Origin of the sequence: Citrobacter sp. RHBSTW-01044 (genome assembly GCF_013781945.1) — a bacterium.
Lineage (GTDB): Bacteria > Pseudomonadota > Gammaproteobacteria > Enterobacterales > Enterobacteriaceae > Citrobacter > Citrobacter braakii.
The window spans coordinates 245396-262111 of record NZ_CP056180.1 but is presented as its reverse complement, the minus strand read 5'-3'; the positions used below and the strand labels follow the sequence as shown (position 1 = coordinate 262111).

Sequence of the window (16716 nt, the reverse complement as noted above, 5' to 3'; positions counted from 1 at the left end):
ATTTCGAGTTACGTCAAGGCGGCAAGCGCACGAATCCCGATGAGCTTACTTTTAGTAAGTGATTCGGGTGAGTAAGTACAGCCAACGAAGAGGTAACTTGAAAGGCGACGGGTTAACTTAACTCACATCACCGCCTGGAATGACACGTCAGCAGCGGATTGAGCAATAATTGAAATGAAAAAACCGAATCACTCTGGTAGCGGCCAGATCCGCATTATTGGTGGTCAATGGCGTGGCCGTAAACTCCCGGTTCCGGATAGTCCCGGTCTGCGCCCAACCACCGACCGCGTACGCGAAACCTTATTTAACTGGCTGGCCCCGGTAATGGTCGATGCTCACTGCCTGGACTGCTTCGCCGGCAGCGGCGCGCTGGGGCTGGAAGCCCTCTCTCGCTATGCGGCAAATGCGACGCTTCTGGAAATGGATCGCGCGGTATCACAGCAGCTACAAAACAATCTCGCCACGCTGAAAGCTCCCCATGCCCGGGTCGTCAACACCAATACCCTGACATTTTTGGCCCAGACGGGTACGCCGCATAACGTGGTGTTTGTTGACCCGCCGTTTCGCAAAGGATTACTGGAAGAAACATTAACTCTTCTGGAAACTCATGGCTGGCTGGCAAATGAAGCGTATATTTACGTTGAAAGCGAAGTAGAAAACGGTTTGCCGCCGGTTCCGGTGAACTGGTCGCTGTACCGTGAAAAAGTCGCCGGACAGGTCGCCTATCGCCTTTACCAACGTGAAGCACGAGGAGAACACGATGCTGATTAACCTGGGACGCCTGCTGATGTTGTGCGTCTGGGCATTTTTACTACTCAATATTTTCCAACCCTTTCCACGCCCGCTTAACATCTTCGTTAACGTCGCACTGATTTTTATGGTGCTGATGCATGGCATGCAACTGGCGCTGTTAAAAAGCACCATGCCTAAAGATGGCCCGCAGATGACCCGCGGAGAGAAAATCCGTATTTTTCTGTTCGGCGTCTTTGAGTTACTGATTTGGCAGAAGAAGATTAAAGATCAGTTGAAAAAGTAACTGTAATCTTTTCGCCCGGCGGCGCTTAGCAGGCCGGGGCGACAAAATCTCCAGGCCGGACAAAGCGTAAGCCGCCATCCGGCATCAGTCAGATGAAACCTTAGCGTTCACTGTAAAATCAACAAAACGCGAACCTATGTAACTCAGCGTTCCCTTATCCCCGACCGTTAACGCATGGTACTGCTGGGCATCCAGACGAAACGTCTGCTCGAAGCCACCACTTTGTGGCTTAAAACTGACTTCATAGCGCATGCTGGTCCCCGCCGGGCTCACTTCCTGCTGGCGGGATCGCCGATCGTTAAGCGGTTTTTCCCGTTTGTTACTCACCACCACCGGCTTTTGCACTAACGGCGCAGTATCATTATCGGCTTTTTCACGCCGCTGCTGAACGAAGCGAAACGACGCAGCAACAACGATTAATACAATGATAACAATGAAGAAAAGTGGTGGTTTGCTCATATTATTAACCCATCAGAAAATGCGGAAATAAGCATACATTGCCTGTTATGGTGTTGTCATCTGGCAGTGTCGACCTCTACACTGAACAGTAGAGCCGTGAGCACCCCGCTTACGAAAAAATAACGAATTCAAGGAACTAAGATGCTTTGGTCGTTTATCGCTGTCTGCCTTTCCGCATGGTTGTTCGTGGATGCTTCTTATCGTGGGCCCGCCTGGCAACGCTGGGTCTTTAAACCCCTAACCTTACTCCTGCTGGCGCTGCTGGCCTGGCAGGCGCCAATGTTTAATGCTGTCAGCTATCTGGTGCTGGCTGGCCTGCTTGCCTCGCTGCTGGGCGATGCGCTGACGCTGTTACCACGCCAACGCCTTTTGTATGCCGTGGGGGCATTCTTCCTGTCGCATCTGCTGTATACCATTTACTTCGCCAGCCAAATGACGCTGTCGTTCTTCTGGCCTTTGCCGTTGGTGCTGGTGGTGCTGGGGGCGTTGCTGATTGCCGTGATCTGGACGCGACTGGAAGAGCTACGCATCGCTATCTGTACCTTTATTGGTATCACGCTGATGATGGTCTGGATGGCTGGTGAGCTGTGGTTCTTCCGCCCGACCGCTCCGGCGCTGTCGGCCTTTATGGGCGCATCACTCCTGTTCATCGGCAACATTGTCTGGCTGGGTAGCCATTACCGTCGCCGCTTCCGCGCCGATAACGCAATTGCTGCCGCCTGCTACTTCGCCGGACATTTCCTGATTGTTCGTTCGTTGTATCTTTAAAACGCTTGACTCTGGAGTCGACTCCAGAGTGTATCCTCCGGTTAATATGAAATGATTATCAACCGGAGGATGCCATGTCGACACCCAATTCCAGTGGCAAAAAAGCCCCACAATTTTCTTCTTTCAAGCTAGCGCCTGCGCCACAAAAGACTGACGACTGCTGCTGCGAAGGAAGTTGCGCCACCCCACCACCCGTATCCGGTACCGTAATGGGTACCCGCTACTCCTGGAAAGTGGCAGGCATGGACTGTGCAGCCTGCGCCCGAAAAGTGGAGAATGCGGTCCGCCAGGTCAACGGCGTCAACCAGGTCCAGGTTCTGTTCGCCACCGAAAAACTGGTAGTCGACGCGGGTTCCGATATCCGCCTGCAAGTTGAAAGCGCAGTGCAAAAGGCAGGCTATACCCTGCGCGATGAGCAAGCGCCAGACGCCGCCCCCGAGTCGCGGTTTAAAGAGAACCTGCCGCTGATTTCGCTGATTATCTTGATGGCGATTAGCTGGGGGCTGGAGCAGTTCAATCACCCCTTTGGCCAGATAGCATTTATCGCCACCACTCTGGTAGGTCTGTATCCCATTGCCCGTCAGGCCCTGCGTCTGATGAAAACCGGCAGCTACTTTGCCATTGAAACGTTGATGAGCGTGGCCGCCATTGGCGCACTGTTTATCGGCGCGACGGCAGAAGCCGCCATGGTGCTGCTGCTGTTTTTAATTGGCGAACGCCTGGAAGGATGGGCCGCCAGCCGCGCCCGTAAAGGGGTCAGCGCACTGATGGCGCTCAAGCCGGAAACCGCCACGCGCCTGCGTAACGGCGAGCGCGAAGAGGTTGCTATCAATACTCTCCAGCCAGGCGATGTTATCGAGGTTGCCGCGGGTGGGCGTTTACCTGCCGATGGCAAGCTGGTCTCCGGGTTTGCCAGCTTTGATGAAAGCGCCCTGACCGGCGAATCGATACCGGTTGAGCGCGCCACCGGCGAGAAAGTCCCGGCGGGCGCCACCAGCGTGGACCGTCTGGTAACGCTGGAAGTACTCTCCGAACCGGGTGCCAGCGCCATTGACCGTATTCTGAAATTGATTGAAGAAGCGGAAGAACGCCGCGCCCCCATTGAGCGCTTTATTGACCGTTTCAGCCGGATTTACACCCCAGCCATTATGGCGGTTGCGTTGTTGGTCACCCTTGTACCACCGCTGCTGTTTGCCGCATCCTGGCAGGAGTGGATTTATAAAGGGCTGACGCTGCTGCTGATTGGCTGCCCATGTGCGCTGGTGATTTCCACACCCGCCGCCATTACCTCTGGCCTTGCCGCCGCGGCACGTCGTGGCGCGTTAATCAAAGGCGGGGCCGCGCTGGAGCAGTTGGGTAGGGTAACGCAGGTCGCGTTTGATAAAACCGGCACCCTGACCGTCGGTAAACCGCGCGTCACGGCGATTCACCCGGCAAGCGGTATTGGCGAGGCAGAACTGCTGGCGCTGGCGGCAGCAGTAGAGCAAGGCGCGACGCACCCGCTGGCGCAGGCGATTGTTCGGGAAGCCCAAACGCGCGAACTGACTATCCCTGTCGCAAAAGATCAGCGGGCGCTGGTTGGCTCTGGCATTGAAGCACTGGTCAACGGCGAACGCGTGCTGATTTGCGCCGCCGGTAAGCAGCCTGCCGATGCTTTTGCCAAGCAGATAAGCGAGCTGGAAAGCGCGGGTCAAACGGTGGTGCTGGTGCTGCGTAACGATGCCGTTCTCGGCGTGCTGGCCCTACAGGACACGCTGCGCGACGATGCCCGTAGCGCCATCAGCGAGCTTAATCAGATTGGCGTGAAAGGGGTGATCCTGACGGGTGATAACCCGCGAGCGGCGGCAGCTATTGCCAGTGAATTGGGTCTCGAATTCAAAGCGGGTCTATTACCGGAAGATAAAGTACAGGCCGTTACTCATCTTAACCAACAGTCGCCGCTGGCGATGGTCGGCGACGGCATCAACGACGCTCCGGCAATGAAAGCAGCCACCATTGGCATTGCGATGGGAAGCGGGACCGATGTCGCCCTGGAAACCGCCGATGCCGCCCTGACCCACAACCGCCTGCGTGGTCTGGTGCAAATGATTCAGTTAGCCCGCGCCACCCACGCCAATATTCGCCAGAACATTGCGATTGCGCTAGGCCTGAAGGGGATTTTCCTCGTCACCACGCTGCTCGGGATAACCGGACTGTGGCTGGCGGTGCTGGCAGATACGGGGGCGACGGTACTGGTGACCGCTAACGCGCTGCGGTTACTACGTAAAGGATAATGCGTCTGTGCCGGACGGCAGTTGCATTAGCGCCATCCGGCTAAGATTACTGGCCTTTGCGCACCAGATAGCGGTACGGCAGAGAGTCTGTCTCTTTTGCCACCAGCTCATGCTCCATAAAGGTACAGAAGCCAGGAATGTCACGGGTTGTCGCCGGATCGTCGGCGACAATCAGCAGCGTTTCACCCGCTTGCATGCCGCGCACGGTTTTACGCACCATCATTACGGGTTCCGGGCAGCGCAGCCCCTGGGCATCAAGAGTATGGTCGGGAGAGGTAAACAGATCGCTCATCGTAGTCTCGTTCATTCAAAAACGGCGTTATTTTACGCTCTGTTGTGGCGTAAGCCAATCAGGTTAACGATTGCGTGAAAAACAACCATTGCAATGTGCTCTTAAAGCAGTATCATGCGACGGTTTTTTATTGGGTTCCCTCACCCCATCCAACAAAAAGGTCACAATATGACTCCGTTTACACAATCTCAACGCGTAAAAGCGTTGTTTTGGCTATCGCTATTTCATCTGCTGGTGATCACCTCCAGCAACTATCTGGTGCAGCTACCGATCTCCATTTTTGGTTTCCATACCACATGGGGCGCTTTCAGCTTTCCGTTTATTTTCCTCGCGACCGATCTGACCGTGCGTATTTTTGGCGCACCGTTGGCACGACGTATCATCTTTGCGGTAATGATCCCCGCGCTGCTGATCTCCTATGTCGTTTCATCACTGTTCTATATGGGATCGTGGCAGGGATTCGGCGCACTGCTGCACTTTAATCTGTTTGTCGCCCGTATCGCCGCCGCCAGCTTTATGGCTTACGCGCTGGGTCAAATTCTGGATGTGCATGTCTTTAACCGCCTACGTCAGAACCGTCGCTGGTGGCTGGCGCCAACGGCTTCCACGCTGTTTGGCAACATCAGCGATACGTTAGCCTTCTTCTTTATCGCTTTCTGGCGCAGCCCAGATGCCTTTATGGCCGAGCACTGGATGGAAATCGCGCTGGTTGACTACTGCTTCAAAGTGCTGATCAGCATTATTTTCTTCCTGCCGATGTACGGCGTGCTGCTGAATATGTTACTGAAAAGGCTGGCAGATAAATCCGAAATCGCTGCATTGCAGACGAGTTAAAGGTTCATTTTCCGAGTTGTGATAAGATGGACGAATGAGCCGTTATGGCCGTTTATCGAAAGGAAGAAGTCAATGCGCAATCTGGTTAAATATGTCGGTATTGGCCTGCTGGTTATGGGGCTTGCGGCCTGTGATAATAGCGATACAAAAGCGCCAGCAGAGGGTGCTGCCGCAGAAAGTAGCGCCACCGGACAACCGGTCAGCTTGCTGGACGGTAAACTCAGTTTTTCCCTGCCAGCGGATATGACCGATCAGAGCGGCAAACTGGGCACCCAGGCGAACAATATGCACGTTTATTCTGACGCAACCGGCCAGAAAGCGGTGATTGTGATTGTTGGCGACAATACCAACGAAGACCTGGCTGTGCTGGCAAAACGCCTGGAAGATCAGCAGCGTAGCCGCGACCCGCAGTTGCAGGTCGTCACCAATAAATCGATTGAGCTGAAAGGCCACACGCTGCAGCAGTTAGACAGCATCATCTCGGCCAAAGGCCAGACCGCTTACTCTTCCGTGGTGTTGGGTAAAGTCGATAACCAACTGCTGACTCTGCAAATCACGCTGCCTGCTGACGATCAGCAAAAAGCGCAGACTACCGCAGAAAACATCATTAACACGCTGGTTATCCAGTAACGGTTAAGACGATGACTCGGCCTCCGGTGACACCACCTGAGGCCGTTTTTTTAATCGCCAGGTCAGCAATAACGCCACCGCCACCAGCCCTGCCGCCGCCAGATAGATAACCGGCACGCCCGCCCAGGTCATGACCAGCCCAGCCAGCGGCCCCGTAACTCCCAGTGATAAATCCATAAACACCGTATACGTCGCCAGCGCAGCGCCCTGATTTTGCTGCGGGACGGCTTTTACCGCCACCACGCCCAGCGCCGGGAACACCAGCGAAAACCCTGCACCGGCCAGCAGGACGCCGCTTTTCGCCATCCACGGCATGGAAGCCATCCCGACCAGCAGCAACCCAACAATCTCGACGCTAAAGCAGATCATCGCCACATTTAGTCCACCTAAACGGTTGATACCATTTGGGAATAACAGGCGGGTCCCCACAAACGTGCAGCTAAAAAGCGTCAGCGCGAAAGCGGCGCCGTCCCAGCCTTTGGCATCATAAAACAGGGTAATGAAAGTGGCGATCACGCCAAATCCGGCTGAGGCCAGGGCCAGCGCCATGCCGTACAACCAAACACGCCCAAGCACCGCGCGAAACGGCAATGGTTTGCCTTTGCTGGCCTTCACCGCCGGACGAGGGAGCGCCAGCAGTATTGCCAACAGCGCCACGCCCATCACGGTCAGCGCCAATCCCTGTAAGCCACCCCAGGCATAAAACAGAACGCCCAGCGGAGCGCCTATCGCCATCGCGCCATAGGTCACGATGCCGTTCCACGAAATCACCCGTCCGATGTGCATTGAACCAACGACCCCAACCCCCCACAGCGTAGAGCCAGTCCCGGCAAAGCTTTGCCCGATCCCTAGAATCACGCGCCCCAGGCATAACAGCAGCAGGCTGGCCAGCGGCCAGCCATTCGTGAAGCCCGCCAGGAAGTAGCCCAGACCACTTAAAAAACAGCCACACAGTCCGAATACCACAATCTTCTTTGGCCCCAGCAGGTCGGCATAGCGACCGGCATGTGGACGGCTCAGCAGCGTAGCGAAATATTGCAGGCTGATGACCAGCCCTGCCCAAAAAGCGCTAAATCCCATCACATCATGGACATAGCCTGGCAATACAGCGAGCGGCAGACCAATGGTCAGGTAGCTGGCGAAGTTAAACATCACCACAGAGACAATACGCAGATTAAGGCGTAAACCGCTAAGCGTCGGTTCAGCGACGGGTTCGGGCATGGAGGATCACCACGTTTTCACAACAGTGTTTCATTTCTACCATGTTGCCGGGCAGAAATCAGTAGTCAGTTTCGGAATATCAGTCGCAAGCCAGCCGCTACACTTAATGCAAAAACGCAAACAGGAAGACGACATGACAACCGCCCAGCCCGATAAAACGGGTTTGCACATTCTGCTCAAACTGGCCGCTCTGGTGGTGATCCTCGCGGGTATTCATGCCGCGGCGGATATCATCGTACAGCTTCTGCTGGCCCTTTTTTTTGCCATTGTATTGAATCCGCTGGTCATCTGGTTTATTCGCCGGGGTGTACGTCGGCCGGTCGCGATAACGTTAGTCGTGGTGGTGATGCTGATCGTTCTTACGGCGTTAATCGGCGTTCTGGCGTCATCCATCACTGAATTCATGGCCATGCTGCCAAAATACAATAAGGAGCTGACGCGCAAGGTTCTGTATCTGCAAGAGATGGTGCCTTTTCTAAATCTGCATATGTCCCCGGAGCGCATGCTGCAACGTATGGACTCCGACAAGCTGATGACCTTCACAACCACGCTGATGACAAGTCTTTCCGGTGCCATGGCCAGCGTCGTTCTGCTGGTGATGACGGTGGTCTTTATGTTGTTTGAGGTGCGTCATGTCCCCTATAAGCTGCGCTTTGCGCTGAACAACCCACAAATCCATATTGCGGGGCTGCATCGGGCACTGAAAGGTGTTTCTCACTATCTGGCGCTGAAAACGTTGCTCAGCTTATGGACCGGAGCCATCGTCTGGCTGGGGCTGGCGCTAATGGGTATTCAGTTTGCTCTGATGTGGGGTGTGCTGGCATTCCTGCTAAACTACGTGCCCAACATTGGCTCGGTCATTTCCGCCGTTCCACCCATGATCCAGGCGCTGCTGTTCAACGGCGTTTACGAATGCGTGCTGGTTGGGGCGCTGTTTCTGGTGGTGCATATGGTAATTGGCAACATCCTTGAGCCCCGCATGATGGGGCACCGGCTGGGATTATCGACGCTAATCGTCTTTCTCTCTCTGTTGGTGTGGGGATGGCTGCTTGGTCCGGTAGGTATGCTGCTCTCCGTGCCGTTAACCAGCGTGTGTAAAATCTGGATGGAAACCACCACAGGCGGTAGCAAACTGGCAATTTTGCTGGGACCCGGCAGGCCCAAAAGTCGGCTACCCTGAAAACTACCAACCGAGGTAGTTATTATATTTCCATATTGACGTTAAAATGACGTCAACACAGCTATATACAGTGGCTTATCTTAAATAAAGAGTGAAAAGGAATTCATTCTTTTATAAAGGAAATATATAATCCACATGCATTATTCTTTGCCAAAAAACATAAAAGTAATGAACACATCCAAAGCATTTAACTTAAACTATCCACTTAGATTTAAAGGTTATTTTATTTGATACGTTTTCTCTAAAAATCTATACTTCTCGCCGATGATGATGCTGAAAAGTTTCTGTTGAAGAAAGTGATAGAATATTATCATCCGGTCATCTCATTGCCTCGCTATCAACAGAGTGAAATAAAACGCTAATTTAGTTTAAATAAAATTGCAGGTGATAAAGGGTGCATCATGATTCCGGAGCTTATAAGTTAACATGTATAAACGGTACTTTGAGAGGGAGTTTTAATGAAACAGTATATTAAGTGGTTTGCAGCCATTGCCGTTGTCGGTGCACTGGCGGGTTGTGCACGTACTGCGCCGATTGATCAAGTTCACACCAGTGTGAGCGCGGGACATACTCAGGACCAGGTTAAAACCGCGATCCTGAAAGCCGGTATTCAACGCCAATGGGTCATGTCCGAAGCCGGACCAGGTATTATTAAAGCTCGCCAACAAACCCGCGATCATGTGGCTGAAGTCCGTATCACTTATACCGCCACCAGCTATGACATCAAATATGACAGCAGCCTCAACCTGCAGGCTTCTGGTGGAAAGATTCACAAAAACTACAACCGCTGGGTACGCAATCTGGATAAAGACATCCAGCTTAATCTGTCAGCCGGCGCCAATCTGTAATTACGCCTAAAGTCGGGCCGAAAAGGCCCGATACTCTTACTATCTGCCATTTAACAGGTTGTCCCCACATGTACGAACAGGATTCGCTTAGCGCACTGGATGCCATTACTGAAGCACAACGTATCGCCTTTGCCCCTATGCTATTTCAAACCGCGTTGTGTCTGCGAAATGCTGGAGTACTCACCTGGCTGGACAAGCAAGGTAAACGCGGCGCCACGCTCGACGAGATTACCGAAAACAGCACCATCAACGAATATGCCGCCAGCATCCTGTTGGATATGGGGTTAAGTGGGCGCATCATTACCCACAAAGAGGGATATTATTACCTCGCTAAAGTCGGTCATTTTCTTTTACATGACACGATGACGCGTGTGAATATGGACTTCACCCAGGATGTTTGTTATCAGGGGCTGTTCTATCTGGAAAATGCACTGAAAGAAGGAAAACCCGCAGGGTTAAAAACTTTTGGCGACTGGTCAACAATCTATCCTGCACTATCACAATTACCGCTGGCTGCGCGTGAAAGTTGGTTTGCTTTCGATCATTACTATTCAGATGGAGCATTTGATGCCGCATTGCCATATGTATTCGCCAGCGCCCCTGCAACCCTGTACGATGTCGGCGGAAATACCGGGAAATGGGCATTACGTTGTTGTCAACATGATGACAATATTACTGTCACCCTATTAGATTTGCCGCAACAAATTGCACTTGCCCGCGAAAATATAGAAAATGCAGGATTATCTCATCGCATAAATTTCCATGCTGTGGATATGCTTAGCGACTCGCCTTTACCTGCCGGCGCTGATATCTGGTGGATGAGTCAATTTCTGGACTGTTTTTCTCCGGAACAAATTATCGCTATGCTGCGCAACGTTGCCCGGGTGATGAAACCGGGCGCGAAGCTGTTCATTATGGAACTGTTTTGGGATGCCCAAAAATTTGAAGCGGCCTCATTTAGCCTGAATGCGTCTTCGCTTTATTTTACCTGTATGGCGAATGGCAACAGCCGTTTCTACAGCGTAGAGAGGTTTTATCACTATCTGAATCTGGCAGGTTTTCAGGTAGATGAACGCCACGACAACTTAGGTGTTGGGCATACTTTATTGATATGTCAGAAGAAAAAATAAGAAACAATCGGAACAACCGATTTACCGCGGATACGCGTTGATGAAATTTGCTTTCAACATTATAGACTGGCAGGCCAGGGCGCCAGGGTTAAGCGAAACAGAACAGTGGCATGAATGGTCACGGCTTTCGCACGCCATCGATCCCACTGCGCCATTGGCTAAGCTCAACGAGTTACCGATGATGACGGCTCGCCGCCTCAGTTCCGGCAGCAAACTGGCCGTCGATTGTGGGCTGGCGATGCTACGCCGCCATGATATCAATGCTGTTTTGTATACAAGCCGCCATGGTGAACTGGAGCGTAACTACAGGATCCTGCACGCCCTGGCGACTGGGCAGGCACTCTCACCAACCGATTTTGCCCTCTCTGTACATAACTCTGCTGTGGGTAACCTGACGATCGCTGCGAAAAAACCGATTGCCTCCTCCTCGCTTTCTGCTGGTAGGGATACGTTCCAGCAAGGGCTATGTGAAGTCATCGGGCTGTTGCAGGCGGGATATCAGCGCGTATTGATGGTCGATTTCGACGGTTTTCTGCCCGAGTTTTATCACCCACAGTTACCACCTGACATGCCAACATGGCCGTTTGCCGTCGCGCTGGTCATTGAATCCGGTGATAGCTGGCAATGTGAAACCCGTCCGCACTGCGGGCGGGGTGAGACAACGTTGCCGCAAAGCCTATTGTTTTTACAACATTACTTGCAAGATACCAAGGCGTTTACCCTGTCTGGCGAACGCGTACAATGGCAGTGGAGTCAGGGATGAACACGATGCTCCTGCGGCTTAACCGGGTATGGCGACTGGTGATGACCGGTCTTTGCTTTGCCCTGTTTGGCCTCGGCGGACTCCTTCTTTCTACGTTCTGGTTTAACGTCTTGCTGATCGCGATATGGGATAAAGCCCGACGTCGGCGTATCGCCAGACGCAGCATCGCCGCCAGTTTTCGCCTCTTTTTAACGGTGGCGAAACGGCTTGGTGTGTTGGACTACCAAATTGAAGGACGAGATATTTTACGCAATGAACAAGGATGCCTGGTCGTCGCCAACCACCCGACGCTCATCGATTACGTGCTACTGGCATCGGTAATGCCCGAAACCGACTGTCTGGTGAAAAGTGCACTACTAAAAAATCCGTTCCTCAGCGGCGTGGTCCGGGCGGCAGATTATCTGATTAACAGCCAGGCTGACGCGCTATTGCCCGCGTGCCAGCAACGTCTGGAACAAGGCGATACTATTTTAATTTTCCCCGAGGGAACCCGTACACGCCCCGGAGAGGAAATGACGTTACAGCGTGGTGCGGCGAATATCGCCGTGCGCTGCAGCAGTGATTTACGCATAGTGACCATTAAATGCAGCGAACAAATGCTGAACAAAGAAAGCCAATGGTACGACGTCCCATCGGTAAAACCCATGTTTACCATTTCAGTACACGAGCGGGTTAAGATCGACCAATTTTACGACGCAAATTCACAAGAACCGGCGCTGGCCGCAAGGCAGTTGAACCGGCATCTTTTGCTTCAATTACAACCAGGTACTTTACCTCTTTCAGGAATTAATGATGCAAGCGCTTTATCTTGAAATCAAAAATCTCATTATAACGACATTGAATCTCGACGAACTAACAGCTGACGATATTGAAACCGAAGCGGCACTCTTTGGCGATGGCTTAGGCCTGGACTCAATCGATGCCCTGGAGCTGGGTCTGGCGGTGAAAAACGAGTATGGCGTGGTCCTCTCAGCGGAGAGCGAAGAAATGCGTCAGCACTTCTTCTCCGTCGCCACGCTGGCATCTTTCATTCACGCGCAACGTGCCTGAGGATAGTCCGTTATGACCGAACAAAAAGCCATTTACGAAGAAGTCTCCTCACTGCTGGTCAAGCTGTTTGAAGTTGACCCGCAAGATATTAAGCCTGAGGCGCGCCTGTACGAAGATCTGGAACTCGACAGCATCGACGCAGTCGACATGATCGTGCATCTTCAAAAGAAAACCGGTAAGAAAATCAAGCCGGAAGAGTTCAAAGCAGTACGCACCGTACAAGATGTCGTCGATGCGGTTGAACGCCTTCTCATAGAAGCGTAATTCACCGTGTCAGGCACTCGCTCCCTGCCAGTCGTACAACTGCTGACAGGTCTACTGTTGTTGGCCTGGCCGTTTTTGATCTGGTTTGGCCTGGCGCATAACAGTCTGCACTGGTTGCTGCCGTTAATGGCGCTACTCCTTTTTTTACGCTTTCGCCAGGTCCGGCGACAGGCGGGACCGTTGCGCGTCGTGACACAGATGGTGGTGATCGCGGGTATCACCTTATGCATTGCCAGTTATCTGCTCAAAACACACCAACTGCTGCTGTTTTATCCCGTAGTGGTAAACGCCGTCATGCTGTCGGTTTTTGGTGGTTCTCTGTGGTCAGCGATGCCCATCGTTGAACGTCTGGCGCGGCTGCGCGAACCAAATCTGCCCGAAGCAGGCGTGCGCTACACGTACCTTGTGACACTAATCTGGTGCGCCTTTTTCATCATCAATGGCAGCGTTGCGCTCTTTACTGCACTGAATGGCGATATGACCCTGTGGACGACCTGGAACGGTATGGTTTCCTATCTGCTGATGGGAACATTGATGGTAGGCGAGTGGTTAGTTCGCCAACTGGTGATAAAGCGAGATACCCAATGAAGCAGCCCCTCACACTTGCTCAATGGCTCTGTGCCCCACGACCGGACGACATTCCTGTTGCGTGGCAAGAAGATCATACGTGGACACTTGGCCATCTGCGCCATGATGTGGCCCAGTTGATAACGCAACTGCAGCAGCAGGAAGGTGAACGCTGGGCATTATGCTTCGAGAACAGCTATTTATTCATCGTCGCGTTGCTGGCAACGCTCCATGCTGGCAAAACACCGGTGATCCCGGGACATTGTCGCGTTTCGTTGTTAAACGAGCAGCACTTGCTGTTTGATGGCGTACTGAGCGATAAAGCGCTGGACTGGCAGGGAACGCTGCGAGTGGTCAGCTCTGCCATGACATCTGTGGCCCACGACATCACGTTCCCGATAATACGCAGTGACGCCTTTGTGGAGCTATTCACTTCCGGTTCGACCGGCCAGCCGAAACGCGTAATCAAACCGATTGCTCGTCTGGATAGCGAAGCAGCATTGCTCGCTACGCGTTTTGCTGATCGTCTGGCAGGTTGCCGGGTCGTCGCGTCAGTGGTACCGCAACACCTGTATGGTCTGACGTTTCGTATCTTCTTGCCGATGGCTTTAGGCCTCCCGCTGCATGCGGCGATGCTTTGGTATGCCGAACAACTGGCGGCACTGAGCCCTGATCATCGGTATGCGTTTATCAGCAGTCCGGCGTTTCTGAAACGCCTCGACCACCACCTGACACCGCCGCCAATCGAGTTGATTCTTTCCGCGGGCGGCATGCTGTCCTGGCAGGACGTCAAGCAGGCTGCTGACTGGCTGAATGTCTGGCCCGATGAGATCTACGGCAGCACTGAAACCGGAATCCTCGCGTGGCGCTATCGCCATCAGGATGATGTGACATGGCTGCCTTTTCCCGGAGTCAGATTCCAGTCAGAAGACGACGCGTTTCGTGTGTTTTCACCACTAATTGCAGCTGATGATGGCCTGTTACTCGATGATATTCTTCAGTTTATCGAAAACGGACAGTTCCGCCTGATGGGCAGACGCGGGCGGGTGGTCAAGATTGAAGAGAAACGCATTTCACTCAGCGAAGTGGAGCAACGTTTACTGGCACTGGACGGTATCCGTGAAGTCGCAGCATTGCCCGTCTCACGCGGAGGACGTCAGGGCGTTGGTGTCCTGCTGGTACTGGATGACGAAGCCCGGCAACGCTGGCTTGAGTGCGGTGGTAAACCGCAAGAACTGACCTGGCGACGTTCGCTGCTGCCCTGGCTGGAGCCGGTCGCTGTTCCCCGCTACTGGCGGGTGATTGATGAGATTCCGGTCAACAGTATGAACAAGCGTGTCTATGCGCAATTACAGGAGTTATTTCATGAAACCCCATGAAATCGAGCGCCATCAGGCACTGCCTCATCAGGCTGAGATTGTTTTACAACTCGACCCTTCTCTGTTTTGGTTCAGCGGGCATTTTAGCGTACAGCCACTGCTGCCGGGCGTTGCACAGCTAAACTGGGCGATGGATTACGCCACCACGCTGCTGGTCCCTGGCTGGCGTTTCCACAGTATTCAAAACGTGAAGTTCCAGTCACCACTATTGCCAGAGGCCACCGTCACCCTGAGTCTGAGCTGGCAGGAAGCGCGTCAGATGCTCACTTTTAGCTACCAGCGCCACGACGGTGACGTGCGCCATACCGCCAGCAGCGGGAAGATTCGGTTATGCCGTTGACCTTTTCCCCATGCGTGTTGATCCCCTGCTACAACCACGGCGCGATGATGTCGGACGTGTTGGATCGTCTTCGGCCGTTCAATCTCCCCTGCATTGTGGTGGACGATGGCAGCGACGAGACTACACGAGATGAACTGGCACGCCTGGCGGCAGAATACAGCAATTTGACGTTAATTCGCCTGCCCATCAACGCAGGCAAAGGCGCGGCGGTTATTCGCGGAATGCAGACGGCAGCAGATGCCGGGTTCAGTCATGCAGTGCAGGTCGATGCCGACGGGCAACATGCCATTGAAGATATTCCCAGGCTGCTTGCATTGGCAAAAGAACATCCGACAGCACTGATTTCCGGACAACCGATTTACGATGATTCGGTTCCTCGCTCGCGCCTGTACGGTCGTTGGGTAACCCATATCTGGGTGTGGATAGAAACGCTCTCGTTGCAGCTCAAAGACAGTATGTGCGGCTTCCGGGTGTATCCGGTGGCTCCCACGCTGCAACTGGCACAGCGCGTAACGCTCGGCAAACGGATGGATTTTGATACTGAAGTGATGGTGCGCCTCTACTGGCAAGGCAACACCAGCTATTTTATCCCCACGCGAGTCACCTATCCGCAGGACGGGCTATCCCATTTCGACGCGCTTAAAGACAATCTGCACATTTCATTGATGCACACTCGCCTGTTCTTTGGCATGTTGCCGCGCATCCCCTCCCTGCTGTGTCGTCGTTCATCGACACACTGGGCGCAGCAGCAGGAAGTCAAAGGGTTGTGGGGAATGCGTCTGATGCTGTTGGTCTGGCGTGTACTGGGTCGCAAAGCCTTCTCCCTGCTGCTGTATCCGGTCGTCGGCGTATACTGGCTCAGCGCTTCAACTGCCCGAAAAGCCTCTCAACGCTGGATTAGCCGCGTAAGAGCGCAACTGATCACACGCCGGATGCCAGTACCGCCAAACCTGACCAGTTATCAGCATTTCCTGCGTTTTGGCGGCGCGATGCTGGATAAGATTGCCAGTTGGCGCGGTGAACTGCACTTCGGTCGCGATGTGATTTTTGCACCAGGCGCAGAAAAAACGCTAAATGTCAGCGATCCTCGGGGAAAACTGCTGCTGGCTTCACATCTTGGCGATGTCGAAGCCTGTCGGGCACTGGCCCAGCTACAGGGCAGTAAAACAATCAATGCGCTGGTATTTAGCGATAACGCCCAACGCTTTAAACAGATCATGCAAGAGATGGCGCCGCAGGCTGGATTAAATCTGCTCCCGGTGAACAGTATTGGTCCAGATACTGCCATTCTGCTCAAAGAGAAACTGGAGCGCGGTGAATGGGTAGCCATCGTAGGCGATCGCATCGCAGTCAATCCCCAACGCGGCGGCGAGTGGCGTGTGTGCTGGAGCCGCTTTATGGGGCAAAACGCGCCATTCCCTCAGGGCCCGTTTATTCTTGCGTCTATTTTACGCTGCCCTGTAGATCTGATTTTTGCCCTGCGCCAGCAGGATAAACTCCACATCTACTGCGAACCGTTTGCCGACCCGCTGCTCTTACCGCGCGCCACACGACAACAGGCATTACAGAATACTGTCGATCGATACGCCGAACGCCTTGAGCACTATGCGCTTCAGTCGCCCCTCGACTGGTTTAACTTTTTCGATTTCTGGCAACTGCCGGACACCAATGACAAGGAGTAA

The 16716-nt window shown here is 53.4% G+C and carries 20 protein-coding genes; 17 read left to right on the top strand and 3 right to left on the bottom strand.

Going from position 1 to position 16716, the window contains the following annotated elements; all coding sequences use genetic code 11:
- Positions 1 to 174: 174 nt before the first annotated feature.
- Entirely contained in the window at positions 175 to 771 is a 597-nt protein-coding gene (gene rsmD / locus HV352_RS01255; RefSeq protein ID WP_016157666.1) for a 16S rRNA (guanine(966)-N(2))-methyltransferase, read from the top strand.
- Positions 761 to 1036: a DUF1145 family protein gene (locus tag HV352_RS01250; RefSeq protein WP_181635144.1), complete on the top strand. Its 276-nt coding sequence runs from the start codon at positions 761 to 763 to the stop codon at positions 1034 to 1036. Before rsmD ends, HV352_RS01250 begins: the two co-directional genes overlap by 11 nt.
- Positions 1037 to 1120: 84 nt before the next feature.
- Here HV352_RS01250 and HV352_RS01245 read toward each other — a convergent pair whose 3' ends face one another.
- On the bottom strand, positions 1121 to 1495 hold the full coding sequence (locus HV352_RS01245) for a DUF2500 domain-containing protein (protein ID WP_153646702.1): 375 nt from the start codon (positions 1493 to 1495) through the stop codon (positions 1121 to 1123).
- 141 nt (positions 1496 to 1636) lie between these two features.
- Here HV352_RS01245 and HV352_RS01240 point away from each other — a divergent pair, with 141 nt between their 5' ends.
- Together HV352_RS01240 and zntA are read left to right on the top strand one after the other, a co-directional pair.
- The gene (locus HV352_RS01240; protein ID WP_016154844.1) at positions 1637 to 2263 is read left to right on the top strand and encodes a lysoplasmalogenase; all 627 of its coding nucleotides are present in this window, start codon (positions 1637 to 1639) and stop codon (positions 2261 to 2263) included.
- A 74-nt stretch (positions 2264 to 2337) separates the two neighbouring features.
- Positions 2338 to 4536, top strand: coding sequence for a Zn(II)/Cd(II)/Pb(II) translocating P-type ATPase ZntA (zntA, locus tag HV352_RS01235; protein WP_181635143.1), 2199 nt, complete (start codon positions 2338 to 2340; stop codon positions 4534 to 4536).
- Positions 4537 to 4582: 46 nt separating this feature from the next.
- Here the strand turns inward: zntA and tusA are convergent, their stop codons facing one another.
- Positions 4583 to 4828 (bottom strand): sulfurtransferase TusA, encoded by a 246-nt coding sequence (gene tusA / locus HV352_RS01230; RefSeq protein ID WP_003827551.1) that lies wholly within the window; start codon positions 4826 to 4828, stop codon positions 4583 to 4585.
- A gap of 168 nt (positions 4829 to 4996) precedes the next feature.
- Here tusA and HV352_RS01225 point away from each other — a divergent pair, with 168 nt between their 5' ends.
- Both HV352_RS01225 and HV352_RS01220 read left to right on the top strand, forming a co-directional pair.
- On the top strand, positions 4997 to 5662 hold the full coding sequence (locus HV352_RS01225) for a 7-cyano-7-deazaguanine/7-aminomethyl-7-deazaguanine transporter (protein WP_016154846.1): 666 nt from the start codon (positions 4997 to 4999) through the stop codon (positions 5660 to 5662).
- A gap of 72 nt (positions 5663 to 5734) precedes the next feature.
- Positions 5735 to 6292 (top strand): DcrB family lipoprotein, encoded by a 558-nt coding sequence (locus tag HV352_RS01220; RefSeq protein ID WP_016154847.1) that lies wholly within the window; start codon positions 5735 to 5737, stop codon positions 6290 to 6292.
- A 3-nt stretch (positions 6293 to 6295) separates the two neighbouring features.
- Here the strand turns inward: HV352_RS01220 and HV352_RS01215 are convergent, their stop codons facing one another.
- Positions 6296 to 7513 carry an MFS transporter gene (locus HV352_RS01215; protein WP_047358184.1) on the bottom strand — a complete coding sequence of 406 codons (1218 nt, stop codon included), beginning with the start codon at positions 7511 to 7513 and terminating at the stop codon, positions 6296 to 6298.
- Between the two features lie 133 nt (positions 7514 to 7646).
- Here HV352_RS01215 and HV352_RS01210 point away from each other — a divergent pair, with 133 nt between their 5' ends.
- From HV352_RS01210 to HV352_RS01160, 11 genes are all read left to right on the top strand, one after another.
- Positions 7647 to 8693, top strand: coding sequence for an AI-2E family transporter (locus tag HV352_RS01210; protein WP_019078118.1), 1047 nt, complete (start codon positions 7647 to 7649; stop codon positions 8691 to 8693).
- Between the two features lie 470 nt (positions 8694 to 9163).
- The gene (locus HV352_RS01205; protein WP_029139728.1) at positions 9164 to 9541 is read left to right on the top strand and encodes a hypothetical protein; all 378 of its coding nucleotides are present in this window, start codon (positions 9164 to 9166) and stop codon (positions 9539 to 9541) included.
- A 68-nt stretch (positions 9542 to 9609) separates the two neighbouring features.
- Positions 9610 to 10671, top strand: a complete 1062-nt coding sequence (locus HV352_RS01200) for a class I SAM-dependent methyltransferase (RefSeq protein WP_016157670.1) — start codon at positions 9610 to 9612, stop codon at positions 10669 to 10671.
- A 40-nt stretch (positions 10672 to 10711) separates the two neighbouring features.
- Complete coding sequence (locus tag HV352_RS01195; protein ID WP_019078117.1) at positions 10712 to 11434, top strand: beta-ketoacyl synthase chain length factor; 723 nt, start codon at positions 10712 to 10714, stop codon at positions 11432 to 11434.
- Positions 11431 to 12246 carry a lysophospholipid acyltransferase family protein gene (locus HV352_RS01190; RefSeq protein WP_016154853.1) on the top strand — a complete coding sequence of 272 codons (816 nt, stop codon included), beginning with the start codon at positions 11431 to 11433 and terminating at the stop codon, positions 12244 to 12246. Before HV352_RS01195 ends, HV352_RS01190 begins: the two co-directional genes overlap by 4 nt.
- On the top strand, positions 12227 to 12484 hold the full coding sequence (locus HV352_RS01185; protein ID WP_016154854.1) for a phosphopantetheine-binding protein: 258 nt from the start codon (positions 12227 to 12229) through the stop codon (positions 12482 to 12484). Before HV352_RS01190 ends, HV352_RS01185 begins: the two co-directional genes overlap by 20 nt.
- A 12-nt stretch (positions 12485 to 12496) precedes the next feature.
- The gene (locus HV352_RS01180) at positions 12497 to 12748 is read left to right on the top strand and encodes an acyl carrier protein (RefSeq protein ID WP_016154855.1); all 252 of its coding nucleotides are present in this window, start codon (positions 12497 to 12499) and stop codon (positions 12746 to 12748) included.
- A 6-nt stretch (positions 12749 to 12754) separates the two neighbouring features.
- The gene (locus HV352_RS01175; protein WP_181635142.1) at positions 12755 to 13336 is read left to right on the top strand and encodes a hypothetical protein; all 582 of its coding nucleotides are present in this window, start codon (positions 12755 to 12757) and stop codon (positions 13334 to 13336) included.
- Entirely contained in the window at positions 13333 to 14694 is a 1362-nt protein-coding gene (locus HV352_RS01170) for an AMP-binding protein (RefSeq protein ID WP_016154857.1), read from the top strand. The genes HV352_RS01175 and HV352_RS01170 overlap by 4 nt, the downstream gene beginning before the upstream one ends.
- Complete coding sequence (locus tag HV352_RS01165) at positions 14681 to 15034, top strand: hypothetical protein (protein WP_016157672.1); 354 nt, start codon at positions 14681 to 14683, stop codon at positions 15032 to 15034. Before HV352_RS01170 ends, HV352_RS01165 begins: the two co-directional genes overlap by 14 nt.
- On the top strand, positions 15025 to 16716 hold the full coding sequence (locus HV352_RS01160; protein ID WP_075848090.1) for a glycosyltransferase: 1692 nt from the start codon (positions 15025 to 15027) through the stop codon (positions 16714 to 16716). The genes HV352_RS01165 and HV352_RS01160 overlap by 10 nt, the downstream gene beginning before the upstream one ends.